Annotated in this window: 21 protein-coding genes and 3 pseudogenes; 7 read left to right on the plus strand and 17 right to left on the minus strand. The window is 73.8% G+C overall.

From position 1 onward, the window contains the following. Positions 1 to 39: 39 nt before the first annotated feature. Positions 40 to 1,332, plus strand: a complete 1,293-nt coding sequence (locus tag OIE51_RS06855) for a M14 family metallopeptidase (RefSeq protein WP_326596259.1) — start codon at positions 40 to 42, stop codon at positions 1,330 to 1,332. 157 nt (positions 1,333 to 1,489) lie between these two features. On the opposite strand, the gene OIE51_RS06860 is transcribed toward OIE51_RS06855, so the two are convergent. The 3 genes from OIE51_RS06860 to OIE51_RS06870 all read right to left on the minus strand — a co-directional run bounded on the left by OIE51_RS06860 (position 1,490) and on the right by OIE51_RS06870 (position 7,313). Further along, positions 1,490 to 3,049, minus strand: coding sequence for a PucR family transcriptional regulator ligand-binding domain-containing protein (locus OIE51_RS06860; protein ID WP_326596260.1), 1,560 nt, complete (start codon positions 3,047 to 3,049; stop codon positions 1,490 to 1,492). A gap of 118 nt (positions 3,050 to 3,167) precedes the next feature. After that, on the minus strand, positions 3,168 to 5,525 hold the full coding sequence (locus tag OIE51_RS06865) for an ATP-binding protein (RefSeq protein WP_326596261.1): 2,358 nt from the start codon (positions 5,523 to 5,525) through the stop codon (positions 3,168 to 3,170). Between the two features lie 870 nt (positions 5,526 to 6,395). Next, entirely contained in the window at positions 6,396 to 7,313 is a 918-nt protein-coding gene (locus OIE51_RS06870; protein ID WP_326596262.1) for a S1 family peptidase, read from the minus strand. Between the two features lie 244 nt (positions 7,314 to 7,557). Here OIE51_RS06870 and gabT point away from each other — a divergent pair, with 244 nt between their 5' ends. Continuing rightward, positions 7,558 to 8,916 (plus strand): 4-aminobutyrate--2-oxoglutarate transaminase, encoded by a 1,359-nt coding sequence (gene gabT, locus OIE51_RS06875; protein WP_326596263.1) that lies wholly within the window; start codon positions 7,558 to 7,560, stop codon positions 8,914 to 8,916. 242 nt (positions 8,917 to 9,158) lie between these two features. Here the strand turns inward: gabT and OIE51_RS06880 are convergent, their stop codons facing one another. Further along, positions 9,159 to 9,620, minus strand: coding sequence for a hypothetical protein (locus tag OIE51_RS06880; RefSeq protein WP_326596264.1), 462 nt, complete (start codon positions 9,618 to 9,620; stop codon positions 9,159 to 9,161). 117 nt (positions 9,621 to 9,737) lie between these two features. Then, a complete protein-coding gene (locus OIE51_RS06885) occupies positions 9,738 to 10,622 on the minus strand; it encodes a DUF4190 domain-containing protein (protein WP_326596265.1) in 885 nt (294 codons plus the stop codon). A gap of 97 nt (positions 10,623 to 10,719) precedes the next feature. On the opposite strand from OIE51_RS06885, the gene OIE51_RS06890 reads away from it, so the two are divergent. Continuing rightward, positions 10,720 to 11,742 carry an adenosine deaminase gene (locus OIE51_RS06890; RefSeq protein ID WP_326596266.1) on the plus strand — a complete coding sequence of 341 codons (1,023 nt, stop codon included), beginning with the start codon at positions 10,720 to 10,722 and terminating at the stop codon, positions 11,740 to 11,742. Continuing rightward, positions 11,730 to 12,419: a glycerophosphodiester phosphodiesterase gene (locus OIE51_RS06895; protein ID WP_326596267.1), complete on the plus strand. Its 690-nt coding sequence runs from the start codon at positions 11,730 to 11,732 to the stop codon at positions 12,417 to 12,419. Before OIE51_RS06890 ends, OIE51_RS06895 begins: the two co-directional genes overlap by 13 nt. A gap of 64 nt (positions 12,420 to 12,483) precedes the next feature. Here OIE51_RS06895 and OIE51_RS06900 read toward each other — a convergent pair whose 3' ends face one another. After that, on the minus strand, positions 12,484 to 13,917 hold the full coding sequence (locus OIE51_RS06900; RefSeq protein WP_326596268.1) for a gamma-aminobutyraldehyde dehydrogenase: 1,434 nt from the start codon (positions 13,915 to 13,917) through the stop codon (positions 12,484 to 12,486). A gap of 415 nt (positions 13,918 to 14,332) precedes the next feature. Between OIE51_RS06900 and OIE51_RS06905 the strand changes: the two are divergent. Beyond that, positions 14,333 to 14,959 (plus strand): annotated as a pseudogene (locus OIE51_RS06905) (ABC transporter ATP-binding protein); the annotation flags it as partial. Next, positions 14,941 to 16,146: a hypothetical protein gene (locus tag OIE51_RS06910; protein WP_326596270.1), complete on the plus strand. Its 1,206-nt coding sequence runs from the start codon at positions 14,941 to 14,943 to the stop codon at positions 16,144 to 16,146. The pseudogene OIE51_RS06905 and the gene OIE51_RS06910, both read left to right, overlap by 19 nt. Positions 16,147 to 16,177: 31 nt before the next feature. On the opposite strand, the pseudogene OIE51_RS06915 reads toward OIE51_RS06910, so the two are convergent. Then, a pseudogene (locus OIE51_RS06915) lies at positions 16,178 to 16,300 on the minus strand (ABC transporter permease); the annotation flags it as partial. Beyond that, positions 16,261 to 16,545, minus strand: coding sequence for a hypothetical protein (locus tag OIE51_RS06920; protein ID WP_326596271.1), 285 nt, complete (start codon positions 16,543 to 16,545; stop codon positions 16,261 to 16,263). The pseudogene OIE51_RS06915 and the gene OIE51_RS06920, both read right to left, overlap by 40 nt. A gap of 10 nt (positions 16,546 to 16,555) precedes the next feature. Here OIE51_RS06920 and OIE51_RS06925 point away from each other — a divergent pair. Beyond that, positions 16,556 to 16,913: pseudogene (locus OIE51_RS06925) on the plus strand (aminotransferase class III-fold pyridoxal phosphate-dependent enzyme); the annotation flags it as partial. Positions 16,914 to 17,068: 155 nt separating this feature from the next. On the opposite strand, the gene OIE51_RS06930 reads toward OIE51_RS06925, so the two are convergent. The 9 genes from OIE51_RS06930 to tsf all read right to left on the minus strand — a co-directional run bounded on the left by OIE51_RS06930 (position 17,069) and on the right by tsf (position 26,234). Continuing rightward, positions 17,069 to 17,344, minus strand: coding sequence for a hypothetical protein (locus OIE51_RS06930; RefSeq protein WP_326600821.1), 276 nt, complete (start codon positions 17,342 to 17,344; stop codon positions 17,069 to 17,071). 290 nt (positions 17,345 to 17,634) lie between these two features. Continuing rightward, positions 17,635 to 18,702: an ABC transporter ATP-binding protein gene (locus OIE51_RS06935; RefSeq protein WP_326596272.1), complete on the minus strand. Its 1,068-nt coding sequence runs from the start codon at positions 18,700 to 18,702 to the stop codon at positions 17,635 to 17,637. A gap of 2 nt (positions 18,703 to 18,704) precedes the next feature. Next, positions 18,705 to 20,348 carry an ABC transporter permease gene (locus OIE51_RS06940; protein WP_326596273.1) on the minus strand — a complete coding sequence of 548 codons (1,644 nt, stop codon included), beginning with the start codon at positions 20,346 to 20,348 and terminating at the stop codon, positions 18,705 to 18,707. Further along, a complete protein-coding gene (locus tag OIE51_RS06945; protein ID WP_326596274.1) occupies positions 20,345 to 21,421 on the minus strand; it encodes a thiamine ABC transporter substrate-binding protein in 1,077 nt (358 codons plus the stop codon). Before OIE51_RS06945 ends, OIE51_RS06940 begins: the two co-directional genes overlap by 4 nt. Positions 21,422 to 21,599: 178 nt before the next feature. Continuing rightward, positions 21,600 to 22,706: a 23S rRNA (adenine(2503)-C(2))-methyltransferase RlmN gene (gene rlmN, locus OIE51_RS06950; protein ID WP_326596275.1), complete on the minus strand. Its 1,107-nt coding sequence runs from the start codon at positions 22,704 to 22,706 to the stop codon at positions 21,600 to 21,602. A 78-nt stretch (positions 22,707 to 22,784) separates the two neighbouring features. Further along, positions 22,785 to 23,795 carry a phosphatidate cytidylyltransferase gene (locus OIE51_RS06955; RefSeq protein WP_326596276.1) on the minus strand — a complete coding sequence of 337 codons (1,011 nt, stop codon included), beginning with the start codon at positions 23,793 to 23,795 and terminating at the stop codon, positions 22,785 to 22,787. 88 nt (positions 23,796 to 23,883) lie between these two features. After that, positions 23,884 to 24,441, minus strand: coding sequence for a ribosome recycling factor (frr, locus tag OIE51_RS06960; protein ID WP_326596278.1), 558 nt, complete (start codon positions 24,439 to 24,441; stop codon positions 23,884 to 23,886). 49 nt (positions 24,442 to 24,490) lie between these two features. After that, on the minus strand, positions 24,491 to 25,228 hold the full coding sequence (gene pyrH / locus OIE51_RS06965; RefSeq protein ID WP_326596280.1) for a UMP kinase: 738 nt from the start codon (positions 25,226 to 25,228) through the stop codon (positions 24,491 to 24,493). A 169-nt stretch (positions 25,229 to 25,397) separates the two neighbouring features. Continuing rightward, positions 25,398 to 26,234 (minus strand): translation elongation factor Ts, encoded by an 837-nt coding sequence (gene tsf, locus OIE51_RS06970; protein ID WP_326596281.1) that lies wholly within the window; start codon positions 26,232 to 26,234, stop codon positions 25,398 to 25,400. Between the last annotated feature and the right edge of the window lie 96 nt (positions 26,235 to 26,330).

Consider the following 26,330-nt stretch of genomic DNA (forward strand, 5'->3'; position numbering starts at 1 on the left):
TCACCCCCACCCGTCGCACTGGACACCCCAGGAGATGCGATGCGCATACGCCGAGGCCGCAAACGGCTTACCGCCGCCGTGGCCGCCACTCTCACCCTGGCCCTGGGTCTGACCCTGAACACCCAGGCCACCGCCGCGCCCCCGTCCGCCCCCTCCGTGACGCGGTACGAGGTCACCGGGGTCTCGACAGCGGATGAGAGAACCGTCCTGGCCCGTACCGGCACCGCCATCGACGAGGTCCGCGCCGACTCCGTGGTGATCACCGCGGACCAGGCGGACGCCCGGCGCCTGCGCGCCCAGGGCTACGACCTCACCGCGCTGTCCGCCCCCGCCGAGCGCGGCGGCGTGGGGGCCATGGCCCCCTCGGACTACCACACGTACGCCCAGACGCTCAGCGCCGTCTCCACCGCGCGCTCGCAGTACCCGGGACTGGTCACCAGCCAGGTCATCGGCCGCACCTACCAGGGCCGCGACATCGTCGCCGTGAAGATCAGCGACAACGTGACGGTGGACGAGAACGAGCCCGAGGTGCTCTTCACCTCCAACCAGCACGCGCGCGAGCACCTCACCGTCGAGATGGCGCTGTACACGCTGGAGGAGCTGACCACCCAGTACGGCGTCGATCCGGAGGTCACCTCACTGGTCAACGCGCGGGAGATCTGGATCATCCCCTCGGTGAACCCGGACGGCAAGGTGTACGACCAGGAGTCCGGCGCCTTCCGGAACTGGCGCAAGAACCGGCAGCCCAACACCGGCTCCGCGTACATCGGCACCGACCTCAACCGGAACTGGGCCTACCGCTGGGGCTGCTGCGGCGGCTCCTCCGGCTCGCCGAGCAGCGACACCTACCGCGGCACCGCGGCGGAATCGGCGCCGGAGACGCGCGTGGTGGCCAACTTCGTGCGCGGCCGGGTGATCGGCGGCGAGCAGCAGATCACGGCGCACATCGACTGGCACACGTACGGTGAGCTGGTGCTGTGGCCGTACGGCTACACCTACGCGGACACCGCGACCGGCCTGACGGCGGACGACGCGAGCACGTTCCGGACGCTGGGGACGGCCATGGCGAACACGAACGGGTACACGCCGCAGCAGGCGAGCGACCTGTACATCACGGACGGCTCGATCGGCGACTGGATGTGGGGCAGTCAGAAGATCTTCTCGTACACATTCGAGATGTACCCGGTCTCCAGCTCGGGCGGCGGCTTCTACCCACCGGGCAGCGTGATCGACAGGGAGACCGCCCGCAACCGCGAGGCGGTGCTGACGCTGCTGGCATACGCGGACTGCGTGTACCGGATCATCGGCAAACAGTCCCAGTACTGCGCCTGACCCCTGACTCCGCCCCGCCCACCCGCCCCCCACGGGGAGGGTGGGCGGGTCTTTCCCCGGTGGGAGGGGGCCGGCCCCAGGCCCGGCACGCCCGACAGGCCCGCACGCCCGGCACCACCGCCACGCCCGGCACCACGCGGGCCGACGAAGGGCGGGGCTATTCGGGGCGGTCGGGGGTGGTCGCCTTCAGGGACAGCCACAGCTCCATCCGGACGTCCGGGTCGTCCAGTGAGCGGTCCAGGATCTCCTCCACCCGCCGCATCCGGTAGCGCAGCGTGTGGCGGTGGACTCCGAGGTCGGCCGCCGCCGCGTCCCACTGGCCGTGGCGGGCGAGCCAGGCGCGCAGGGACGCGACCAGGTCGCCCCGGCCGTGTTCGTCGTGCTCGCGCAGCGCGCGCAGCATGCCGTCCGCGAAGGCCCGCACCGCGTCGTCCGCCAGCAGCGTGACCATCGACCCGGCTCCCACGTCGTCGCTCTCCACCAGCGTCCGCCCGCGCCTGCGCGCCACCAGCGCGGCCTCCCTGGCCCGCTGGTACGCCCGGTCGGCCGAGGACAGGCCGGTCGTCGCGGACATGCCCAGGGCGAGGCCACCCTCGGTCCGGGAGCGCGGCTCCTCCCGCGCGTAGGCGAGGCAGGCCGCCACCGCCGCGCCGCCGTCGGCCGCGACCAGCACCAGCCCGTCGCCGTCCACCGCCGTCAGCACCGACTCCCCGGCGCGGGCCGCCGCCGCCTCCACCGTCGTGGACAGCGTCTCCATCGCCTTGGCGTCCCCGCCCGGCGCCGCGACCAGCACCCGCAGCGGCGCGTCCAGCAGCCCGCCGTAGAGCTGGCCGGCCACGGCCCTGGCGTGGTCCGGCTCGCCGCTGACCAGCATCCGCAGCACCGCGCCGCCGAGCCTGGCCTCCGCCGCCCGGTACGCGCCGGAGCGCTCCGTGAGCAGGGTGAGGACGGCGACGGCGGACTGCACGGCGTACCGCTCCGCCGTACCGAGCGCCGCGTCCGTGCCGATGGCCAGCACGGCCCGGGGCAGGGTGCCGGTGCCCACCGACTGGAGCTCGACCCGGTCGTCCTCGGGGGCGGTGGCGCAGACGGCGCTGGAGGGCGCCGGCCGGTCCGCCAGCCGCCGCACCTCGGCGGCGAGCTTCGCGGCCCGCCGTCCGGCCCAGCAGGGGGCGGCGGCGGTGACGGAACCGGACAGGTCGTACAGCGCGGCCCACCCGCCCACCTGGACCGCCAGCCGCTCCAGCAGGGCGTCGTGCCCGCCCGCGGAGAGCGCGGCCGAGGTCAGCTCCCGCTGGGCCGCGAACCCGGCCGTGACCGCGCGGTACTGCTCGGCGGCTATCGCGGCCGAGACCGCCTTGCTGATGGCCATGAACGGCGTACGGCGCGGCACCTCGAGCAGCGGCAGCCCGGCCTCGCGGACGGCGGTCAGCAGCGCGGGCGGGACCTCCGGATGGTTCACCCCGACGCCGAATCCGAGCCCCACGACCCCGGCGGCGGCCAGACGGGCGACGTACGCGCGCATCTCCGCCTCGTCGTGCACGGGCAGCTGGAGGCCGGTGACCAGCAGCAGCTCACCGCCGTCCAGCCAGGGCACGGGATCGGCCAGCTCGCTCGCGTGCGCCCAGCGCACCTCGGCGTCGAGCCGGTCCTCGCCCGCGAGAACGCCGAGCTTCAGCGTTGTGTGCTGGACGAGCGTCGCGAGAGTCGGCTGCATGAGTCACCTTGGAAGAGCCGGAACGACACGTCCCCTCACGGTACAGCGGAGGTGTCACGCGGCCGATGGCGCCCGTGGCATATGCGGTGCGTCTCGGCCATGTCGTCGCGTCCCGGCCTCAGCCGAGCCGCACCAGGACCGGCGGTCCCGGCTCGCCGGAGACGCTGGTGAGGGAGAGCACCGCGTGCCGCGGCGGCACACGGTGGGCCAGCTCGGACGCCGACCAGCGCTCCCGTTCGACCCGGCGCACGGTGACGGACTCGGTGGTCGTGTCGCGCCCGGTGAACAGCTTCCGGATTCCGCGCACTGTGCGCTTCATCACACCACCACTTCGGTCAGGAGTGCGGGTGATGTCCTGATCCTCCCGCCACTCCGTGCCCCACGCCCGTGCGAAGTGCTCGGCGTCCCACGTGGTGATGCCGGAGAAGGCCATCCGGCAGCCGACCGCGCCCAGCAGCCCGGCCCGCAGCTCGGCCGGAACGTCGTCCAGGGTGCGCAGCGACAGCACGGCCCCCGCGTTGGCCGGGCGCAGGTGCGTCAGCCCGCGCACCGTGCCGGGGGTGATGGCGGCGGTGGCGTCGTCCAGCACCAGGCAGGCGAAGAGGGAACGGTCCGGACGCGCGGTGACCGCCGCGGTGAACTGGGCCAGCAGCAGCCGGGTGATGATCCGGCCGGCCTCGGCGTGCCCGGTGGCGGGCAGGTCGACACGCACCCGCAGCGGGTGGACCAGGGAGTTGAGCGAGAACGGCCGGGCGGTGTGCGAGAACCCGGCGCGGTCCAGCAGGGCGAGGCGGTCGGCCAGGTGCGGGCCGAGGTCGTCGGGACGCTGGGCCTGCCGTGCCCTGGCGTCCAGCTCGCGTTCCTGGCCGATGGCGCCCGCCAGACTCAGGTCCTCGCGCAGGGTGGCCAGCAGAGCGGGCGCGCCGTCGAGCATGGCGCGCAGCTCGGGAACGCCGGGCAGCCGGCCGTACGCCGCCTGGTAGGGACCGATGAGCTGGACGAGGACGGCCGCGGCCTCGCGCGGGTCCGTGCGCGAGCCGCCGACCAGCGCCTCGGCCACCAGTGTGGCGGCCTCGTCGGTGTCGGTGGCGCCGCCGTAGAGGTCGAGTTGATGGGTGCCGGCCGGGTCGCCGACGCGGACGATGATGTCGAAGGCGTGGTCCGGGCCCAGGGCGCTGCTGGCGGTGCCGACGGCGACGACGGCCGCCTGGCCGGTCAGCGCGTGCAGGCACATCGCCTCGGTCACGGGCCGGATGACGCGACCGGTCTTGCCGGAGCCGGGCGGTCCGACGGTGAGCAGCGAGGTGCCGAGCACGGCGGGGTCGAGGGCGACGTCCTCGCCCCGGTACTCGTACGGGTTCCGCTCCTCGTCCACGCCCTGGCCAATGCGGACCTGACGGGTGAGCAGGTCGTGCTGGGCGGCGCGGACCGGCAGGTCGCGGTCGCCGGACGGGTGGACGAACGCGGCGGCGCCGTGGGCGCGGACGGCGTCGGTGAACGCGGGCAGCGCGGTGGGCCGGGCCCTGACCGACTGCCAGGCGTGCGTTATCCGGGCGTAGTCGAGGTCGCCCATGCGCCCGCTGCGCACCTCGTCGGCCAGCCGGTCCGCGGCGCCGTCGGCGCCGGCCGCGCGCAGCTCGGTGAAGTCGGTGAGCCGGGCCAGCTCGGCGCGCCGCTGCGGCGCCGCGGACGCGCCGCGGCGGTGGGGCGGGGCGAGCGGGTAGCGGCGGGCGATGGCCCGCCAGCCGCCGAGCCGGCCGAAGAGGGCGAGCAGCGCGGCGGTGTAGAGAAGGTAGTAGAGGTTGTAGGTGACGGTGTACGCGGTGGTGTCGCCGTCCTCCCACCAGGAGTCGGGCACGATGGCGTAGAGCGGCCTCAGCCAGAACTCCCACACGCCGCGGAAGCTGAGCCGCCAGGCGGCGTACGCGGCGACCAGGGCGGCGGTGGCCCGGAGGACCGCGCGGCGGCTCATCGGCTCGATGTCGGCGCGCCCGCACACCGCGCGCAGCACGGCCGGCCGCCAGCGCCGCCACAGCATGGGCCCGTTGCCGACGCGGCCGAAGAGGTAGGCCAGCAGGCAGCCGAACAGCAGCTCGTAGACGTAGAGCACGCTGATGCCGCCGGTGGAGGCGCCCCAGGACTTCAGGCCGAGCCAGTCCAGGGGCCAGATGACCATGCGGATATAGCCGTTGGCGTAGAGGGACCAGACCAGCCAGCCGGCCAGCAGCGCCAGGATCGCGCCGCCGTGCAGCTCGCGGTCGCTGAGCCGGTCCGGATCCTCGGGCGGCTTCGGCACGTGGCCGGCCCGCCACACGCCGGGCCCGGCGGCCGGGCGTGGCGTGTGCAGCCAGCGCACGAGGGGCGGGCCCTCGGCCTCCGGAGGCTGCCGGGGAGCCGGCGGCATGGTTGTGGGCCGCGTGACGGCCTGGCCGCCTTCGCGTGTCTCCCGCGCGTCCCGCGCGCCGTTGGTGCTCATTCGGTGCCAAGCCCCCTGATCAGGCCATCGGCTGACTGAAGCCTCGGCGTTCAAATCTAGTGCAGGGCGCACGCCCGCGGGGCCGCTCGGGCGGACACGCTCCCACGCCCCACGCCCCACGCCCGGCGGCATCCGGCTGGATCCCGCCGGGCCCGCTCAGCGCCGACCACAGATGCCGCGGAGCCAGGTGGGACGGGACATCACCGTGGGCGTGCGGTCGGAGGCCGTCCGGATCGCCCCGCCGCAGCAGACGCGCGTCCCACCGAGGCGCTGCTCAACGGCCTGGTGCGGCACGTCGGGTTCCAGGGGCACGAGTCGCCGGCGCACGTGGGCGTCGGGGCGCGGGCGGCGGACGTGGCGGGGCCGGAGTCCCCCGGGCCGCCGGTCCCCCGGTGCTGTCCGCGGCGGGCCGGCGCGGGCGCGGCCGGGCCGCCGGGCCGACTGCTCAGCCGGTCCGTCACGCGACGGGCGGCCGACGGCCCACGCTGGAGAGCCCTCCCGCGCCACGCGCCAGACCCGCCGGGATCCCCGACGGGCTGGTGCTCCGGGCCGGCGCGGACGCGCGGCCCCGTGTCGGCGCACGGGTGCCGCCGCTGCTGCTGGACCTGGATCAGCTCTATGCCTTTGACCGCGACCGCGACCGCGACCGCGACGGCGCCCGCGACCGCGCCCGCGTCAGCCCGGCCCCGGCCCGCCTGCGCTCGCCGGAACGCCGGCAACGCCGGCACGCCGGAAGGCGCCGGGCACGGGGCGGCGCACCCGGCAGGCCGTCAGGTCGGGCCACCGGGGACGCGCGGCCCGGGGACGCGCGGGCGGCCGACCGCCTCCGGCCGACCGCCTGACCGCCGCCGGCGCGTGACCGGCGGGTCGCTAGGGGAGGGTGAGGCCGTAGTAGTTCAGCACCTCCGTGATCGGCTGGTAGTACGTGGTCCCGCCCGTGGAGCAGTTGCCGCTGCCGCCCGAGGTGAGTCCGATGGCCGTGTTGCCGGAGAAGAGCGGACCGCCGCTGTCGCCGGGCTCGGCGCAGACGTTGGTCTGGATCAGGCCGGAGACGATGTCGCCGCCGCCGTAGTCGACCGTCCAGTTCAGCCCGGTCACCGTGCCGCCTCGCAGGCCCGTGGTCCGGCCGCTGCGTTCCACCGGAAGTCCGATGGAGGCGTCGGCCGCCCCGGTGATCCGGCGGAAGGTGCCGTTCCACAGATAGACGTCGCCGGGGCCGGGGAAGCCCTGGTTGTCGTAGTAGACGACGCCCCAGTCGTTCCCCGGGAAGGACGAGTCGGCGGTCGGGCCGAGGGAGGACCCGGTGGTCTCGACGGACCAGGTCGGATATCCCTCGGTGCAGTGGCCCGCAGTCACGAAGTAGCGCGCGGTGCCGTAGAGGACGTTGAAGCCCACCGAGCAGCTCCAGCCGGCCGAGGCGCGGATGCCCTCGCCGCCGGCGATCAACGGGGTGAGGGTGCCGGGCACGCGCTCGACCCGGATGGCGTCGGCGAGCGTGCCCGCCTCCCGTTCCATCCGGTCGAGCTCGGCGTCGGTGACCGTGGAGTCGGCCTGGACGAGCACGGTGTTGGCCGTCTCGTCGACGGCCCAGGCGGTGCCGCCGATATCGGCGGCGAGGACGACCTCGCTCGCCACGGCGAGCTGCTCAGCGGTGAACGTGTGGGGGGTGTCCGCGCCCGCCGGCCCGTGGGCGGTGAGGGCGAGAACGACGGCCAGGCCAAAGGCCATGGCGAGCGACGGGCCACGACGGGCCCCGCGAATGGTTCGCTGGCTCTTCACACTCCGCATCGTCGTGGCCACGCCCAGCGAGTCACAAGGGCGCTGCCAAGGGAGTGCGGGCGGTCGGCGCCGCGTGCGGCGGCCAGGGCCGGCGCCAGCCCCCGGCCTGGCGCCAGAGCGTGCGCCGCGCACTCCAGCATGGACAAAAACGGGCGCGAACCACTCCGTGGCGGCGCGTGCCAGGCCGCGCGGCGCGGCCCTAGCCTGCCGGGTGAGTGACCGTATCAGCCCCTTCGCGACGAGGAGTGCCCTCATGAGCACCACGACCGAACGCTCCGGAGGCCCGACCCTCCCCCAGGAACGCCGGCTCGTCACCGGGATCCCCGGCCCGGCGTCGCGGGAGCTGATGGCGCGCAAGCTGGCCACCGTCGCCTCCGGGGTCGGGTCGGTGATGCCCGTCTTCGCGCGGCGGGCCGGGGGCGGGATCGTCGAGGACGTCGACGGCAACGCGCTCATCGACTTCGGCTCCGGCATCGCCGTCACCAGCGTGGGCAACAGCGCCGAGGCCGTGGTCCGCCGGGCCACCGAGCAGCTCGCGCTCTTCACACACACCTGCGCGATGGTCACGCCCTACGAGGGCTACGTCGAGGTCTGTGAGGAACTGGCCCGCCTCACCCCCGGCGACCATCCGAAGAAGTCGATCCTGGTCAACTCCGGCGCCGAGGCCGTCGAGAACGCGGTGAAGATCGCCCGTTACCACACCAAGCGGCAGGCGGTGGTGGTCTTCGAGCACGGCTACCACGGCCGGACCAACCTCACCATGGCGCTGACCGCGAAGAACATGCCCTACAAGCACGGCTTCGGCCCCTTCGCCCCCGAGGTCCACCGGGTCCCGATGGCCTATCCGTTCCGCTGGCTGACGGGCCCCGACGCCTGCGCGGAGGAGGCCGCCGCCATGGTCGTCGACCGGATCACCAAGGAGATCGGCACGGCGAACACGGCGGCGATCGTGATCGAACCACTGCTGGGCGAGGGCGGGTTCATCGTGCCCGCGCGCGGCTTCCTGCCGCGCCTGGCCGAGTTCGCCCGGGAGCACGGCATCGTCTTCGTCGCCGACGAGATCCAGACCGGCTTCTGCCGCACCGGCCAGTGGTTCGCGTGTGAGGACGAGGGGATCGTCCCCGACCTGATCACCACCGCGAAGGGCATCGCCGGCGGCCTGCCGCTCGCCGCCGTGACCGGGCGCGCCGAGATCATGGACGCCGCGCACGCGGGCGGTCTCGGCGGCACCTACGGCGGCAACCCGGTGGCCTGCGCCGCCGCCCTGGGCGCGATCGAGACGATGCGCGAGCTCGACCTGCCCGCGCGGGCCCGCCGCATCGAGGAGGTCATGAAGCCCCGGCTGCTGGCGCTGGCCGAGAAGCACCCGCTGATCGGCGACGTGCGCGGGCGCGGCGCGATGCTCGCGATCGAGCTGGTGAGGCCCGGCACCAAGGAGCCGGACGCGGCGTCCACGGCGTCCGTCGCCGCCGCCTGCCACCGCGCGGGCCTGATCGTGCTGACGACCGGCACCTACGGCAACGTGCTGCGCTTCCTGCCGCCGCTGGTCATCGGCGAGGAGCTGCTCACGGAGGGGCTGGACATCCTGGAGGCCGCCCTGACGGGCCTGTGAGCCATGGAGAAGGTGCGGGGGTGTGATGCGGATCCGCGGTGGGCCGCGCCGGGCCGCCCGGTTCTGCCGTACGGTCGACGCGGAAGCGAGAGCAGCCAGACTCCCGTACTCCTGAACGGACCGGATCCGCCCGCCCTACACCCCCCGGGGCGAGCGGCCGTCCGGCCGGCGACCGATGACTGCCCCGGAGCTCTCCCCCACTGCTCCGGGGCAGTCGCGCGCCCGCCCGCGCCGCGTTCCGTTCAGCCGTCGTCCGACCGCGCGATGACGGCGGCGGCCTCGTGCATGGACATCTCCAGCACGGCCGGGTCGGTGAGCACTCCCGAGCCGTCCGGCGGGACCAGCCAGCCCACCCCGTAAACAGTGCGCGACGGGTGCGGCACCACGATCCAGCTTCCGCGCCCCGCCGCCCGCACCCCGGTCCCGAGCCAGCGCCCGGCCGTGCCCGGCGGCACGAAGAAGCCGACGCGCGCGCTCCCGTGGTCCACCAGCACCGGCCCCGGCCGGTCGATCACCCGGGACAGCACGTCGAAGGTGGGATGCCCCAGCTCCCCGACGAGGATCAGCACGTCCCATAACCGCCCGGCCGGCAGGAGCGCCACGCCCATCGGGTGCCGCTCCCACTCCCACCGGCATGCCTCCGGGTCCGGCGCCGCCGACGCCAGCCACTCCATCGCCGTTCTCGTCCGGCCACTGCCACTCATCCCGCGTCCTCCTCGCACCCCCGGCCCGACGACCGGACCGGACGGGTCACGAGGTAGGAGGACGGACTCCGCGCATTCTTACGCCACTTCGCCCGGCTGTCCACACATGACGGAGCATCACACGTCGAGGCCGTCCGAGCCCCCGCCGTCCTCCCCGCTCCCGTCGTCACCGGAAGCCTGGCCGCCGGGCAGGTCCAGCTCCCAGTACGCCGTCTCGTAGTCGTCACCGGGCACGAAGTCGATGCCGAGGACGTCGACGCGCTCGCCCGGCCACTCGATCCGGTAGCCGACCATCGCCGTCTCCCCCGGCCGCAGGGCGCCGGAGGCCGGCCGCTCCCGCACCACGCCGTTCCCCGGGACCGCCTCGCCGTCGTAGGCGGCGGTCAGGCGGGAGCCGTTCAGCTCGACATCCTCGTCGCCCTCGTTGGCGAAGCGCATCCGCACCGACCAGCCGCCGTCGGCGTTCTCCCACGGCTCCTCGGCCACCACCACCAGACCGTCGTCGAAGACCACCTCGTCCCCGGCCCCGGCCAGGTAGTCCGCCCCGGCGGCCGACACGACGGGGACCGGTCTGAGGACCCAGACGAAGAACAGCACCGTGAGCACCGCGGAGATGACGGTCGCGCCCACCCCGGTCCACAGACCGCCCAGCGCCACCGCGCGGTTGGTGGCCGCGCCCCGGCGGGCCCGACGGACGCCGATGACACCGAAGATCACCGCGAGGGCGCCGATGATCAGCGTGACGACGCTCAGCACGAAGGTCCAGCAGAGCGTGGCGGCGATGACCCCGAGGACCAGCGCCGAGGTGCCCGGCCCGTCGCGGGGCGGCGCCGGGGAGGGAGCCGGCCACGGGGACGGGTGCGCGTGGGGGTACGCGGGATGTCCGTACGGCTGCGGCGGCACCGTTGACCCGGGCCCGGGCCCCGGAAACGGCTGGGGCGCGAGGGCCGGAGCGCTCTCCTCCGGCGGGCGGAACGGGTTGAACGGCTGGTCAGCGGCCACAGGACCTCCCCACTCTCCGCCATACCCTACGGGCCGCAGCACCGCCGGAGACCCCCGCCTACGATGATCGGGCACGCCACCGACACCGGAGGGCCCGTTGTCCGACCTGACCGCCTTCATCGCCGGCCTGCCCAAGGCCGAACTGCACGTCCACCACGTGGGATCCGCCTCGCCCCGCATCGTCGCGGAGCTGGCCGCCCGGCACCCCGACTCCCCCGTGCCCAAGGACCCGGAGGCACTGACCGAGTTCTTCACCTTCCGGGATTTCGCCCACTTCATCGAGGTCTACATCTCGGTCGTCGGGCTCATCCAGGACGCCGAGGACGTACGGCTGCTGACCTACGAGGTCGCCCGGGACATGGCCCGTCAGAACATTCGCTACGCCGAGCTGACCGTCACTCCGCACTCCTCGGTGCAGCGCGGCATCCCCGACGTCGCCTTCATGGAGGCCATCGAGGACGCCCGGATCGGCGCGGAGCGGGACTTGGGCGTCGTGCTGCGCTGGTGCTTCGACATCCCGGGCGAACTGGGCCTCCCGGCGGCCGAGGAGACCGCGCGGCTCGCCTGCGACCTGCGGCCGGAGGGGCTGGTCTCGTTCGGGCTCGGCGGCCCCGAGATCGGCTGGCCCCGCCCGCAGTTCAAGCCCTGGTTCGACCGGGCCATCGCGGCCGGGCTGCACAGCGTGCCGCACGCCGGCGAGACGACGGGACCGCGGACGATCTGGGACGCCCTGACCGAGCTGCGCGCCGAGCGGATCGGGCACGGCACCAGCGCGGTGCGGGACCCGGAGCTGCTGGCGTACCTGGCCGAGCACCGGATCCCGCTGGAGGTCTGCCCCACCTCCAACGTCGCCACCGGCGCGGTGCCCTCGCTGGAGGAGCACCCGATACGGCGGATGGTCGAGGCCGGGGTACTGGTGACGATCAACAGCGACGACCCGCCCATGTTCAGCACCGACCTCAACACCGAGTACGCCGTCGCCGCGCGCCTGCTCGGCCTGGACGCGGCCGGAGTCGCGGCGCTGGCGAAGAACGCCGTCGAGGTCTCGTTCATGGCGGCCCCGGCCAAGGCCCGGCTGGCCGCCGAGATCGACGCCCACCTCGCCGCGTGGCCGGGGTGATCGCGGTCGCCCACCGCGGCGACCCGTACCGGGCCCGGGAGAACACCCTCGCCTCGTTCCGGTCCGCGATCGCGGCCGGGGCCGACGCGATCGAGCTGGACGTCCGGCTCTCGGCCGACGGCGTGCCGGTGGTGGTGCATGACGCCACGCTCAAGCGGCTGTGGGGCCACGACCTGCCGGTGGCCGGGCTGACGGCCCGGCGGATCGCCGAGCTGACGGGCGGCGGCGTCCCGACGCTGGCCGAGGCGCTGGCGGTGACGGCCCCGGTCCGGACGCTGATCGACCTGCCGGAGCGCGGCTCGGCCACGGCGCTCGCCACGCTCCCCGTGGTCCGGGCGGCCGACGCGGAGGGGCGCGTCTACTACTGCGGGGACGCCGCCGCGCTGCGCGCGGTCCGGGCGGCCGACGCGGCGGCGGAGATCGCCCTGACGTGGAAACGCGCCGCCCGCCCCCGCGACTCGCTGCTGGCCGAGGTGCGTCCCCGGTGGCTCAACTACCGCTTCGGCCTCATCACCCGCGACACGGTCGAGCGCGCCCGGGCCGACGGCTACCACATCGCCGCGTGGACGGCGGACAGCCGCCGCACGATGCGACGGCTGCTGGCTCTGGGCGTCACGGCGATCACCACGAACCGGGTCTCGGCCCTCCGCGCGCTCCTGACCACGACGGAAGCCTGAGCCACCCTCTCGGGCGGCCCCGCCGACCGGGTGACGAATCGGCGGCGCCGGCCGGGGGCATGGCTCACAGCGCGGTCATCACGTGCTTGATCCGCGTGTAGTCCTCCAGCCCGTACGCCGAGAGGTCCTTGCCGTAGCCGGACTTCTTGAAGCCGCCGTGCGGCATCTCGGCGACCAGCGGGATGTGGGTGTTGATCCACACGCAGCCGAACTCCAAAGCCCGCGACATCCGCATCGCCCGCGCGTGATCCTTCGTCCACACCGACGACGCCAGGCCGTACTCCACATCGTTGGCGTACGTCACCGCCTGCGCCTCGTCCGTGAACTTCTGGACGGTGATCACCGGTCCGAAGACCTCGCCCTGGATGATCTCGTCGTCCTGGCGGCAGCCGGTGACCACGGTCGGGGCGTAGAAGTACCCCTGGTCGCCCACCCGGTGGCCGCCGGTGGCGACCGTGGCGTGGGCCGGGAGCCGGTCGATGAAGGCGGCGACCTTGGCCAGGTGCACCGGGTTGTTCAGCGGGCCGTAGAAGCAGTCCGGATCGGTGACGTCACCGGTCCTCACCTCGGCCGCCGCCTTGGTGAGCGCGGTCACGAAGTCGTCGTGCACCGACTCGTGGACCAGCACGCGGGTGGCCGCCGTGCAGTCCTGGCCGGCGTTGAAGAAGCCCGCGTCGCGGATGCCCTCGACGGCCGCCGGGATGTCGGCGTCCTCGAACACCACACAGGGCGCCTTGCCGCCCAGCTCCAGATGGACCCGCTTGAGGTCCTTCGCGGCGCTCGCCGCCACCTCCGTGCCAGCCCGCACCGAGCCGGTGATCGAGGCCATGGCGGGGGTGGTGTGCTCCACCATCAGCCGACCGGTGTCCCGGTCGCCGCAGACGACGTTGAAGACCCCGGGCGGCAGGATCTCGCCCAGCAGCCCGGCGACGAGGACGGCCGAGGCGGGCGTGGTGTCGGATGGCTTGAGCACCACCGTGTTGCCCGCGGCCAGCGCCGGGGCGAACTTCCACACGGCCATCATCACCGGGTAGTTCCACGGGGTGACCTGCGCGCAGACGCCGATCGGCTCCCGCCGGACGAACGAGGTCATCCCCTCCATGTACTCCCCCGCCGACTTGCCCTCCAGCATCCGCGCGGCGCCGGCGAAGAAGCGGATCTGGTCCAGCATCGGCGGCAGCTCCTCCTGCCGGGTCAGCTCCAGGGGCTTGCCGGTGTTCTCGCACTCGACGGCCAGCAGCTCGTCCGCGTGCCTCTCGAAGGCGTCCGCGATCCTCAGCAGCGCCAGCTGCCGGACGGCCGGCGTGGTGTCGCGCCAGGCGGGGAAGGCCGCCGCCGCGGCGGCCATGGCGGCGTCCACGTCGGCCGCGCCGGACAGCGGCGCCGTGGCGTACGCCAGCCCGGTCGTCGGATCCACCACATCGGTGGTCCGCCCGTCCGCGGCGTCCCGGAACGCCCCGTCGATGTAGTTGCGCAAACGGCGCGGCTCGCTGGTCACGGCACCCTCCTGCCTTCCCGGCCCGACGACTGTCAGGGCCTATAGCCTATGCCCCACCCCGGTCATACAACACTGCCACAGTCAGCAGATTCTTCCGCGCCACGCGGGCGCTGACCGGAGAAACAGCCTTCACATGGCCTCGGCAAGAGAAATCTTCCTTCCGCCGCACCCCCTGGTACACCGTTCGGAGGATTCTGCGGACCGCCCCGCCGAGTCGGCGTCCGGCGGCCCGCGTGCCTGTGTCAGCGTGCGGAGGAGTCCGTGACCGATTCCCCGGCCGCTCGTTCACCCGGTCGGGGGAGCTAAGACCGCTACGAGCGGAGGTGCCGGAGACATGGCCCCACCCGACAACGACGTCCTCTGGGCGCGCGGTGTGCACTACGCCCACAATGGCTCGCCCGCGCTGCTGGGAATCTCCCTCGGCGTCCGCCAGGGCGAGATCCTCGCCGTCACCGGGCCGCGCGGCTGCGGCAAGACCACGCTGCTCGGCTGCCTGTCCGGCCAGCACGTGCCCGACAAGGGCGAGGTCTGGTTCAACAGCATGCCGGTCCACACCCTCACCCCCACCTCGCGCGAGCGGCTGCGCCGCGACCGCTTCGGCTGGGTGGGCGACAGCCCGCAGCTCCTGCCCGAGCTGACCGCCTGGGAGAACGCCGCGCTGCCGCTGCTGCTGGCCGGCGCCGGCCACCGCAAGGCGAGACGGACCGCGATGGAATGGCTGGACCGGCTCGACGTCGGGGACTGCGCCCGCAAGCGGCCCGCCGCGCTGCTCCAGGCCCAGCGGCAGCGGATCGCGATCGCGCGGGCGCTGGTCCACCAGCCCGACGTGCTGTTCGCGGACGAGCCGACCGCGCCCCTGCACCAGGCGGACCGGGCGCAGGTGCTGCGCACCCTCACCACGGCGGGCCGCTCGCACAGCATCACCGTGGTCCTCGCGACGCACGACCCCGAGGTCGCCACCCTGGCCGACCGCACGGTGACCATCGTCGACGGCCGCGCGTCCGGCGCCGCCAGCACAGCCACATGCTCGCTCTCCGCCTAGCCCGCGGCGCGGACCCGGTCGCCCTGAGCCGCCGGGTGCTGCTCGTCGGCGCGGCGGCCGGCGTCGGGTTCCTGCTGCTGAGCGCCCTGGCCTACGCCGTCGACCACCCCGGGCAGGGGCGCTCAGCGGCACTGCGCCTGGCCTGGTGCGCCGTGCCGCTGGCCGCCACCGTGCAGCTCGCCGTCGCGGTGGCGCGGGCCGACCCGACCGCGCGGCCCGCCTCCGGCCTCGATGTGGCGGGCATGGGCCCGGCACGGCTGCCGGTGCTCGCCGCGATGTCGGCGGCCGTGGCCGGGACGGTGGGCAGCGGGCTGGCCCTGCTGGCCTTCCTGCATCTGCGCGGCGACCTGTCCGGGCTGCCGTTCGGCGGCGCCGCGGCCGGGACGCTCGCGGCCGGCCGTTCGCTGCCGCTGGGCGCCGCGCTCACCCTGCTGGCCGTCGCCCCCACCGGGGCGGCGGCCGGGAGCGCGCTCGTCATGTGGCCCCGGCCCGCGGCCGAACGTCCCCGGCCGGAGCCCGCCCGGCCACCGGCCGACCCGACTGATCCGCCGCGCCACGACCCGCCGGTGCCCACGCCACCCGGGCTGCCCTGGGGCACCGCCCTGATCACCGGGGGCATCGCGCTGAGCGCCTACGCGGGCGACGAGGCCGCGGTCGTCACCGAGGCGCCCGACGGCTGGCTGCCGCTGCCCGGTGCGCTGGGCAACGTGTCGGCGGGCGTGGTCGGCGGCTGGCTGCTGATCGCGACCGGGATCGTGCTGGCCGCGCCGGGCCTGGTCCACCTGTGCGGGCGGCTGCTGTCCGGCGGCAGGCCGGGCGTGCTGCGGCTGCTGGCCGGGCGGGCGCTCCAGGAGGAATCGCGCCGGATCGGCCGGCCGCTGGGCGCGCTGGTCGCCGCGTCGGCCGCGCTGCTGGCGGCGCGGGAGCTGGACGGGCTGAGCGAGTTCGGCCCACTGGGCGCCCTGGGCGCCGTCGTGGTGCTGGTCTGCGTGCTCGGCACGGTGGCGACCGTGGCCGACGAGGGGCGGGCGGCGCGGCGGACGGCGACCGCGGCGCTGGCGCGGCTGGGCGCCCCGCGGGCCGTGCTGCGCGGCGCGGCCGTGCTGCGGGCCACGGTCCTGGTCTCGGTGCTGGCCCCCATGACTTGGCTGGCCGCCTACCTGATCGCCCTGCCGGCCGGCTCCTAGCCGGCCGGCGGCGGGGGCGGAGCGGGCCGGGTCACCGGGTGCTCCGGCGGCCCGCGCCGAACAGCCGGCCGGCCAGCACGACGCCGACGGCCAGCGCGAACATGGCGCTGCCGATCACGTTGACCTGCACCGGCGTGCCGCGCTGGGCGGCGCCTCGTCGACGTCGATGGAGAGCGGCCAGTTGCTGAGGGCGAGCTCCTTCTCGCCGGCCGAGCGGTCCTCGGCGGCCTCCGTCGCCGCGTCACCGCCCCCGTCGTCGGTGCCGGGGATGCCGCAGGCGGCCAAGGCGGCGCCACCGGCTGCGGACGGCGCGGTGGCACGCAGCGGACAGCGCCAGGTCAGGGCGGCGCGGCCCGTGGTGAGGCCGCGCTCCCAGGCCCTGCGCACGGGCTCGGGCATGCCGTCGATCATCTTCGAACGCGAGAACCTCACCGGCCGCGTCCCGGACAACGAGCACGCCTTCCGCGCCACCCTCCACAAGCTCGGCGACCTGCCGATCGTCGGGGACGTGCGCGGCGACGGCTCCTTCTGCGGGATCGAGCTGGTCAAGGACAAGACCACCAAAGAGACGTTCACCGACGAGGAGTCCGAGCGCGTCCTGCACGGCTTCCTCTCCGGAGCCCGTACGACGACGGCCTCTACTGCCGCGCCGACGACCGCGGCGACCCCGTCGTCCAGCTCGCCCCGCCCCTCATCGCCGACCAGCCCTCTTCGACGAGATCGAACAGATTCCGCGCGGCGTCCTCACCAAAACGTGGACCAAGCTCAGACGGCCGTGGCCGTGGTGGCGGCCCGGCCCTGGCCGGGGAGGCGGTACCAGGGTCGGGCCGCGATCGAGGGCGGTCGGGACAGGCTCAAGAGAGGGTGACGAAGCCGGGGAACCGTGCCCCGGCGATCCCTCCCGCCCACCCCCTGACCGCGGTCACGGGAGCGCCGGCCGCTCCGTCTTGGTCAGCCAGCGGTCGGTCCCCCCGGGCGGCCGGGCCGTGCCGGTTGAAGACGTGGTCGGCGGAGCGGGTCGGAGTGGCGCTGTTCCCCATGGGTTGACGTTGACCCAGGCGTGGACCTCCAGCCCGGCGGCGTGCGCCCGCTCGATCACCTCGTCCAGCGGGTCGCACGGCGCGGGGGCGATGGCCGCGTCGGTGCGCGGGTTCAGCGCGCGAGTGCAGAAGCAGTCGTAGCGGCGGGCGGTCTGCACGATGAGCGCGTTGGCGTGGACGGCGAGGGCGTCGTCGATGAGGGCGGTGACCCGCTGAGGGGGTAGACGCCGGGGTCGAAGGCGTCGACCCGGTACTCCGCCACTGCTCCGGCCGGCCGTCGCCGGCCGCGGTGGCAGCGGTGGGGAGGGTGCCGGTCAGCAGGCTGAGACAGGTGAGCGGGATGCGCGGGATCCGTCTCATGCGGGCCTCCCCCTGAGGGCAGTTGAGGTACGGCCCGGACAATTTACTTCGCCCGGGTCAGCCCGCATAGATGAAGACTTTCACCCTTTCAGGAAAGGTGGACCCGCTCCGGCAGCACGACCACATCCGCGCGGTCGAAGCCGACGCCGACCGCCGCGCCCTCCGCCGGGGCGTCGCGCAGCGGACACGCCGCCTCCAGCCCGGGGCCGCGCTCGGGGTCGAGGTACAGCAGCACGTGGTCGCCGCGGAACGTGCGCGCCCGGACCGTGGCGCGCGGTCCCTCGGGCGGGTCCGCGTCCGGCGCGGTGAGCCGGACGCCGGACGGCCGGATCAGGAGCCGGCGGCGCCCCGGCGCCGTGCCGCCGGGCACCGGCACCGGCCCCCACGGCGTCACGGCGGTCCCGTCCGCGCCGACCGTGGCCTCGACCAGGTTGCGGAAACCGAGGAACCGGGCGACGAACGAGTCGGCCGGCCGCAGCCACACCTCGACCGGGCTGCCGCTCTGCGCGACGCGCCCCTCGCGCATCACCACCACCCGGTCGGCCAGCGCGAACGCCTCCCCCTGGTCGTGGGTGACGGCCAGGACGGTGGTGCCCAGGCGGCGGAAGAGCTGCCGCAGCTCGATGACCAGCCGCTCCCGCAGATCGCGGTCGAGCTGGCCCATCGGCTCGTCCAGCATCAGCAGCCGGGGCCGGGGCGCCAGCGCGCGGGCGAGCGCGACCCGCTGCCGCTCCCCGCCGGAGAGCGCGTCCACGGCGCGGCGCTGGGCGCCCGGCAGCCCCACCAGGTCGAGCAGCTCGGCCACCCGCCGCCCGGCCTCGACCCGGGGGACGCGGTGCATCCGCAGGCCGAACGCGACATTGCCGCCGACATCCCGCTGCGGGAAGAGCTGCTGGTCCTGGAACATGAGCCCGAGGCCGCGGCGGTGCGTGGGCACCCCGGCCTGGTCCCGGCCCGCCAGCCGGACCGTGCCCGCGGCGACATCCGTGAGGCCCGCGACCGCCCGCAGCAGCGTGGACTTGCCGCTGCCGCTGGGGCCGAGCACGCAGACCGTCTCGTGCTCCGCGACCCGCAGGTCCACCGCGTCCAGGGCGGTACGGCCCGGGTAGCGCACGGTCAGGCCGTCGGCTTCGAGCAGGGGCGGTGTCGTCGGCATGCTCACACCAGCTCCGTCGCGCGCGCCGGCCGCAGACTCTCCAGCGCCAGCAGGGTCAGCGCGCACAGCAGCATCAGGATGGTGCTCAGGGCCATCGCCTGCCCGTAGTTCAGCTCGCCGGCCCGGCCCAGCAGCCGGGCCACGGCGACCGGCAGCGTGGGGGCGTCGGCCCGGGCGATGAACACGGTGGCGCCGAACTCCCCGAGCGAGACCGCGAACGCGAAGCCGGCCGCCACCAGCGCGGCCCGTCGCATCAGCGGCAGGTCGACCTCCCGCCAGGCGCGCGGCGGAGAGGCGCCGAGCACGGCCGCCGCCTGCCGCAGCCGGTCGTCCACGGCGCGCAGCACCGGCAGCATCACCCGCACCACGAACGGCACCCCGACCAGCGCCTGGGCGAGCGGGACCAGGATCCAGGAGGACCGCAGATCGAACGGCGGCTCGTCCAGGGCGATCAGGAAGCCGAAGCCGACCGTGACGGCCGAGGTGCCCAGCGGCAGCATCAGCAGCGCGTCGAAGCCGCGCGTGAACCGTCCGGCCCGCCGGGTCAACGCCGCCGCCGCGAGCCCGCCGATCAGCAGCGCGATGGCGGTGGCGACGGCGGCGTAGCGCAGCGAGTTGCCCACGGCCTCCCAGGGAGCGACCAGGAACGTGCCGCCCTCGGTGGAGGCGAGCGCCCGGTAGTGGGCGAGTCCGTAGCCGTCCGGGCCGGACAGGGAGCGTTCGACCAGGACCGCGAGCGGCAGCAGGAGCAGCAGCGCGATCACCGCCAGGGTCCCGCCCAGCAGCCCCCACTGGGCCGCGCCGCGCGGCCGGCGGGCGGCGCGCTGCGGGTCCACGAGCGCCAGGGCGCTCTCCCGGCGGCGCGTGATCCGGCCGTGCGCGCCCAGCAGCAGGACGACGGCGGCGAACTGGAGGAGGGTGAGCACGGCCGCGGTCGGCAGGTCGAGGAGCTGCGCGGTCTGCCGGTAGATCTCCACCTCCAGCGTGGCGTACCGGGGTCCGCCGAGGATCTGCACGACCCCGAAGGAGGTGAAGGTGAACAGGAAGACCATCAGCGCGGCGGCGGCGACCGAGGGGACGAGCGCGGGCAGCGTCACCCGCCGCCAGGCGGCGAACCGGCCGGCGCCCAGCACCCGGGCGGCCTCCTCCTGGCGCGGGTCGAGCTGCGCCCACAGACCGCCGACGGTCCGCACGACGATGGCGTAGTTGAAGAAGGCGTGCGCCAGCAGGATCGCCCACACGGTGGTGTCCAGCCGCACCCCCCACAGCTCGTCCAGCAGTCCGCCGCGGCCGAGCAGGGCGAGGAACGCCGCCCCGGTCACGACGGTCGGCAGCACGAACGGCACGGTGACGACGGCGTGCAGCAGCCGTTTGCCGGGAAAGACCAGCCGCGCGAAGACATAGGCGCCCGGGAGTGCCAGGGCCAGCGTCAACGCGGTGGAGGCGGCGGCCTGCCAGCCGGTGAACCACAGCACGTGCAGGGTGTCGGGGTCGGTCAGCACCTCGCCGGCCCGCCCCCACGCCCAGGCGCCGTCCACGCGCAGCCCGCGCCCGGTGATCGCGGCCACCGGATAGGCGAAGAAGACGCCGAGGAACGCCACCGGCGGCGCGAGGAGCGCGAGCCGCCACCAGCCCGCGCGCGTCACCTGACGACCAGGGAGGTCCACTCGTCGACCCACTGCTCCCGGTTGGCCGCGATGGTCTCCGGCGCGAGCGTCAGCGGCTCGTCGATCCGCTCCCCGTACTGGGTGAAGAGATCGGGCAACTCGGCGTCGGGGAGCACCGGGTTGACGAACATCTGGAGCGGCATGTCCTCCTGGAACGTGCGGCTGATCAGGAAGTCGATCAGGGCCCGGCCGCCCTCGGGGTTGCCGGCGCCCGCGAGCAGCCCGGCGAACTCGATCTGCCGGAAGCAGGTGCCGGTGGAGACACCGGTGGGCGCCTCCTCGGGCCGGTCGTCGCCGCCGTAGAGGACCCCGGCGGGCGGGCTGGAGGCGTAGGAGACGACCAGCGGCCGGTCGCCGTTCCCGGCGCCGGAGAAGCGTTCGTTGTACGCCTGCTCCCAGCCGTCGACCACCTCGACGCCGTTGTCCGCGAGTCGCTCCCAGTAGTCCTGCCAGCCGTCCTCGCCGTAGGCGGCGACCGTGGCGAGGAGGAAGCCGAGGCCGGGCGAGGAGGTGGCCGCGTTCTCCACGACCAGCAGGTCCTCGTAGGCCGGGTCGGCCAGGTCCTCGAAGGTCTCGGGCGGGGTCAGGCCGTTCTCCGCGAACCAGGCGCGGTCGTAGTTGACGCAGATGTCGCCGGTGTCGACGGGGGTGACACGGTGCTCGTCACCGTCCAGCCGCACCCCGTCGGGCACCCGTTCCAGGCCCGCCGCCTCGTAGGGCGTGAAGATTCCGGCGTCCAGGGCGCGGGAGAGCAGCGTGTTGTCCACTCCGAAGAGGACGTCGCCCTGCGGGTTGTCCTTGGAGAGCACCGCCTGGTTGACCACGATCCCGGCGTCCCCGCCGCGCAGCACCCGGACGGTGTAGCCGGTCTCCTCGGTGAACGCCGCGAGCACCTCGTCGGAGACCAGGAAGGAGTCGTGCGTGACGAGCGTGACCTCGTCCCCGCCCCCGTCGGAGCCGCCGCCCGACGGGTCGTCACCACCGTCGCCGCAGGCGGTGGCGGTGGTGACGAGCAGACCTATGCCCAGGGCGATCGTGGCGGTGCGTCTCATCTGGCGCTTCCTTCGCGGGGCGCGCGGGCAGCACGGACGAGAGCGATCCGAACTTCCTACCCAGCATGACCCGGGCGAGGTTCGAGGGTCTGCGGCCGGTGCCGCACTCTCAGCGCTGCGAGCGCTCCCCTGTCGGACTGTGTGATTATTGTGTGCTCAAACGATAGCAGCAGCGTGGCTAGCGTTCGGCCGCCGCCAGCTGGCCGCAGGCGCCGTCGATCTCCTGGCCCCTGGTGTCCCGGACGGTAACCGGCACGCCATGTGCCTGGAGCCCGGCGACGAACGCCCGCTCGTCCTCCGGCCGTGACGCGGTCCACTGGGAGCCCGGGGTCGGGTTGAGCGGGATCAGATTGACGTGCGCGCCCCGGCCCCTGAGCAGCCGACCCAGCAGATCGGCGCGCCACGCCTGGTCGTTGACGTCCCGGATCAGGGCGTACTCGATCGAGATCCGGCGCCCGGACCTCTCGGCGTACTCCCAGGCCGCGTCCAGCACCTCACGCACCTTCCACCGGGTGTTGACGGGCACCAGCGTGTCCCGCAGCTCGTCGTCCGGCGCGTGCAGCGAGACCGCGAGACGGCACGAGAAGCCCTCGTCGGCCAGCCGCCGCATCGCCGGGACCAGGCCCACGGTGGAGACGGTGATGCCGCGCTGCGAGAGGCCGACGCCGTCCGGGTCGGGGTCGGTGAGTCGGCGGATGGCGCCCGTGACGCGCCGGTAGTTGGCCAGCGGCTCGCCCATGCCCATGAAGACGATGTTGGACAGCCGCGCCGGGCCGCCCGGCACCTCGCCGTCGCGCAGGGCGCGCATGCCGTCCACGATCTGGTGCGCGATCTCGGCCGTCGACAGGTTCCGATCAAGGCCCGCCTGGCCGGTGGCGCAGAACGGGCAGTTCATCCCGCAGCCGGCCTGTGAGGAGACGCACATGGTGACCCGGTCCGGATACCGCATCAGGACCGACTCCACGAGCGTCCCGTCGTGCAGCCGCCACAGCGTCTTGCGGGTCGCGCCGTCGTCACAGCTCACATGCCGCACCACGGTCATCAGCCGCGGCAGCAGCTCACTGGCCAGCCGCTCCCTGGCCGCCGCCGGGATGTCCGTCCAGGCGGCCGGGTCGTCGGCGAACCGCCCGAAGTAGTGCCGCGACAGCTGGCGGGCGCGGAACGGCTTCTCGCCCAGCGCGGCGACCGCCTCGCGGCGTTCCTCGGGGGTGAGATCGGCGAGGTGCCGCGGGGGCTTCGCGGCCCGGCGCGGCGCGACGAACGTGAGCTCTCCTGGTACAGGCATGATGCTCCAAGTGTCGCAGATCGGCGGGGCGGCCCGGCCCCCGCTCGGCGCACTCGGCCGGTCAGCCCGGTCGGCCGGTCAGCCCACTCCGACGAAGGCCAGGAACAGCAGCCAGACCACCGGGGCCGTCGGCAGCAGCGAGTCCAGCCGGTCCATGATGCCGCCGTGGCCGGGCAGCAGCGTGCCCATGTCCTTGATGCCGAGGTCGCGTTTGATCATGGACTCGGCCAAGTCGCCCAGGGTAGCGCTGATCGCCGCCCCGAAGCCGATCACGAGTCCCTGCCACCAGACGCCATCGTCGATCAGGAAGTGGACGGACAGCGCCCCGGCGACCATCGCGAACAGGACGGCACCGGCGAGCCCTTCGCGGGTCTTGCCCGGGCTGATGCGCGGGGCGAGCTTGCGCCGGCCCAGCCGCCAGCCGACGGCATAGGCGCCGGTGTCGCTGACGACGGTGAGCAGGAGGAACGTCGCCACCCGCCAGACGCCGTCGTCCGCGGCCAGCATCAGGGCCACGAACGTGGCGAGGAACGGGACGTAGAAGGCGGCGAACACACCGGCCGTGACGTCGCGCAGATAGTTCTCCGGCGGGCGGGCCATGCGCCACACCAGCACGGCCAGCGCGGTCAGCGCCGCCGCCACCCAGGCGCCCTCGGCACCGCGCAGATAGCCGCTCACCACCATGGCGGCGCCGCCGACCGCCAGCGGCGGCAGCGGCACCCTGATCCCCTTGCGTTCGGCCAGCCGCGAGGACAGCTCCCACAGTCCCACGACCACGGCCACCGCTATCACGCCGACGAAGACCGGCTTGTAGACGAACAACGAGGCGAGGACCACGGCTCCGAGGGCGAGGCCGACCCCGATCGCGGCGGGCAGGTCCCGGCCCGCCCGCTTCTTGGGCCGCTCCGCCCCGCCGCCGTCCGGCCGCTGCTCCGGCACACCGCCGCCTGGCTCGGGCACGATCGACATAGGGCGAGTCTGCGCCGCCTCCCCGGAATCGCGCAGGGGACCCGCCGGTACGGCGCGGGCAGGCTCGGGCGGCTCGAAGAACCCGGCGGCCGGGGGCGGCCCCCAGGATGAATCGTTCACAGGTGACAGCGTCCTTCAGCGGTCCTTGGCGTCTGCGGTGGCTGCGGTGGGTGTGGTGCCGGTGGCACCCGCGTCCTCGGCGGTGGCCTCAGACCGCGAGCAGCTCGCTCTCCTTGTGCTTGAGCAGCTCGTCCACCTGGGTGACGTACTTCGCCGTGGTGTCGTCGAGCTCCTTCTCGCCGCGCCGGCCCTCGTCCTCGCCGACCTCGCCGTCCTTGATGGCCTTGTCGATGATCTCCTTGGCCTTGCGACGCACGCCACGGATCGAGATCTTCGCGTCCTCGCCCTTGGTCCGGGCGACCTTGATGAACTCGCGCCGCCGCTCCTCCGTCAGCTCCGGGAAGACGACGCGGATCAGGTGACCGTCGTTCGTCGGGTTGACGCCCAGGTCGGAATCGCGGATCGCCTGCTCGATGTTGCGCAGCGAGCTCTTGTCGAACGGGGTCACGACAGCCATGCGCGCCTCGGGGACCGAGAACGAGGCGAGCTGATTGATCGGAGTCATGGTGCCGTAGTACTCGGCCACGATCTTGTTGAACATCGCAGGGTGCGCACGGCCGGTACGGATCGCGGCGAGGTCGTCCTTGGCGACTCCGACCGCCTTCTCCATCTTCTCCTCGGCTTCGAGGAGGGCTTCTTCGATCACCACGTGCTCCTGGTTCGATGTGTTGACGTGTATGACGTGACGGACCGCATCAGGCCCGCCGGCCCTGGCTGTTGACGAGTGTGCCGATCTTCTCACCCTTTACCGCACGGGCGATATTGCCCTCCGCGAGCAGTTCGAAGACCAGAATCGGCAGTTTGTTGTCACGACAGAGCGTGATGGCGGTGGAATCGGCGACCTTCAGATCCCGGGTGATGACCTCGCCGTAGTCCAGCGCGTCGAACTTCACGGCGTCGGCGTTCTTCGCCGGGTCCGAGTCATATACCCCGTCGACCCCGTTCTTCCCCATGAGCAGCGCCTCGGCGTGGATTTCCAGCGCGCGCTGGGCGGCGGTGGTGTCCGTGGAGAAGTAGGGCATGCCCATGCCCGCGCCGAAGATGACGACACGGCCCTTCTCCAGGTGCCGCACGGCCCGCAGCGGGATGTAGGGCTCGGCGACCTGGCCCATGGTGATGGCGGTCTGCACCCGGGAGTCGATGCCCTCCTTCTCCAGGAAGTCCTGGAGCGCCAGGCAGTTCATCACGGTGCCGAGCATGCCCATGTAGTCCGAGCGGGCCCGGTCCATGCCGCGCTGCTGGAGCTCGGCGCCCCGGAAGAAGTTGCCGCCGCCGATCACGACGGCGATCTGCGCGCCGCCCCGCACGACCGCGGCGATCTCCCGGGCCATCTTGTGCACGACATCGGGGTCCACGCCGAGCCCTCCGCCGCCCGCGAAGGCTTCTCCCGACAGCTTCAGGAGGAAACGCCGGGGTTTGTCGTCCTGGTTCATGGAGCTCTCCTCGTGCACACACCAAGGAGGCCACTGCCAGTGGATCCATACGGTTCCCCTGCTGGGCAATGGCCTCCTCGTCACGACTGCGGTCGTAGGGCCGGGTTTCCACCCGCGGCCGGACGGCCTTCCGCCCGACAATAGCCGGGTGACGTCCGTTCCGCCGGGATCAGGCGCCGACGCGGAAGCGGGCGAAGCCCTTCAGCGTGACGCCGGCCTCGGTGAGGACCTTCAGCACGGTCTTCTTGTTGTCCTTGGCGAAGGGCTGGTCGAGGAGGACGCTCTCCTTGAAGAAACCGTTCACCCGGCCCTCCACGATCTTCGGCAGGGCGGCCTCGGGCTTGCCCTCCTCGCGCGCGGTGGCTTCCGCGATGCGGCGCTCGCTCTCGACCACGTCGGAGGGCACCTCGTCACGGGTGAGGAAGCGCGGGGAGAACGCGGCGATGTGCTGCGCCACGTCCTTGGCCACCTCGGCGTTCTCCTGCTCCAGCTCGACCAGGACGCCCACCTGCGGCGGGAGGTCCGGGCTGGTGCGGTGCAGGTAGGTCGCGACATAGCCGCCGGCGAAGCGCGCGTACCGGTCGAGAACGATCTTCTCGCCCAGCGTCGCGTTGGCCTCGTCGACGAACTCCTTGACCGTCTTGCCGCTCTCGATCTCCGAGGCGAGCAGCGTCGCCAGGTCGGCGGGCGCGGTCGCGAAGACGTGCTCCGCGATGGCGTCGGCGACGGCCTGGAACTTCTCGCCCTTGGCGACGAAGTCGGTCTCGCACTTGAGCTCGACCAGGACGCCGGAGCCGTGGTCCGGGGCGATGACGGAGACGACCGCGCCGTTCTCGGCGGTGCGGCTCTCGCGCTTGGCCACGCCCTTCTGACCCTTGACACGCAGGACTTCGAGGGCCTGCGTGACGTCGCCGTCGGCCTCGTCCAGGGCCTTCTTGCAGTCCATCATGCCGGCGCCGGAAAGCTCACGGAGCTTCTTGACGTCGGCGGCGGTGAAGTTCGCCATGGTTACGTGATTCTCTTCCCGGGAGTCGTTCGGATCGCTTGGCCCTTCGCCGGGGACGGCGGGAGCGCCGGGCCATCGGCCCCGCGCACCCGCCGT

Source organism: Streptomyces sp. NBC_01803 (assembly GCF_035917415.1).
GTDB lineage: Bacteria > Actinomycetota > Actinomycetes > Streptomycetales > Streptomycetaceae > Streptomyces.

Excerpts from the sequence above, each read along its gene's own strand:
- OIE51_RS06935 (WP_326596272.1), bottom strand. The coding sequence starts at position 18,702 with ATGCCGACGACACCGCCCCTGCTCGAAGCCGACGGCCTGACCGTGCGC.
- tsf (WP_326596281.1), bottom strand. The coding sequence starts at position 26,234 with ATGGCGAACTTCACCGCCGCCGACGTCAAGAAGCTCCGTGAGCTTTCC.
- OIE51_RS06880 (WP_326596264.1), bottom strand. The coding sequence starts at position 9,620 with ATGAGTGGCAGTGGCCGGACGAGAACGGCGATGGAGTGGCTGGCGTCG.
- pyrH (WP_326596280.1), bottom strand. The coding sequence starts at position 25,228 with ATGAACCAGGACGACAAACCCCGGCGTTTCCTCCTGAAGCTGTCGGGA.
- OIE51_RS06855 (WP_326596259.1), top strand. The coding sequence starts at position 40 with ATGCGCATACGCCGAGGCCGCAAACGGCTTACCGCCGCCGTGGCCGCC.
- OIE51_RS06865 (WP_326596261.1), bottom strand. The coding sequence starts at position 5,525 with ATGAGCACCAACGGCGCGCGGGACGCGCGGGAGACACGCGAAGGCGGC.
- rlmN (WP_326596275.1), bottom strand. The coding sequence starts at position 22,706 with ATGCCTGTACCAGGAGAGCTCACGTTCGTCGCGCCGCGCCGGGCCGCG.
- OIE51_RS06945 (WP_326596274.1), bottom strand. The coding sequence starts at position 21,421 with ATGAGACGCACCGCCACGATCGCCCTGGGCATAGGTCTGCTCGTCACC.
- OIE51_RS06910 (WP_326596270.1), top strand. The coding sequence starts at position 14,941 with ATGCTCGCTCTCCGCCTAGCCCGCGGCGCGGACCCGGTCGCCCTGAGC.
- OIE51_RS06860 (WP_326596260.1), bottom strand. The coding sequence starts at position 3,049 with ATGCAGCCGACTCTCGCGACGCTCGTCCAGCACACAACGCTGAAGCTC.
- OIE51_RS06920 (WP_326596271.1), bottom strand. The coding sequence starts at position 16,545 with ATGCCCGAGCCCGTGCGCAGGGCCTGGGAGCGCGGCCTCACCACGGGC.
- gabT (WP_326596263.1), top strand. The coding sequence starts at position 7,558 with ATGAGCACCACGACCGAACGCTCCGGAGGCCCGACCCTCCCCCAGGAA.
- OIE51_RS06870 (WP_326596262.1), bottom strand. The coding sequence starts at position 7,313 with ATGCGGAGTGTGAAGAGCCAGCGAACCATTCGCGGGGCCCGTCGTGGC.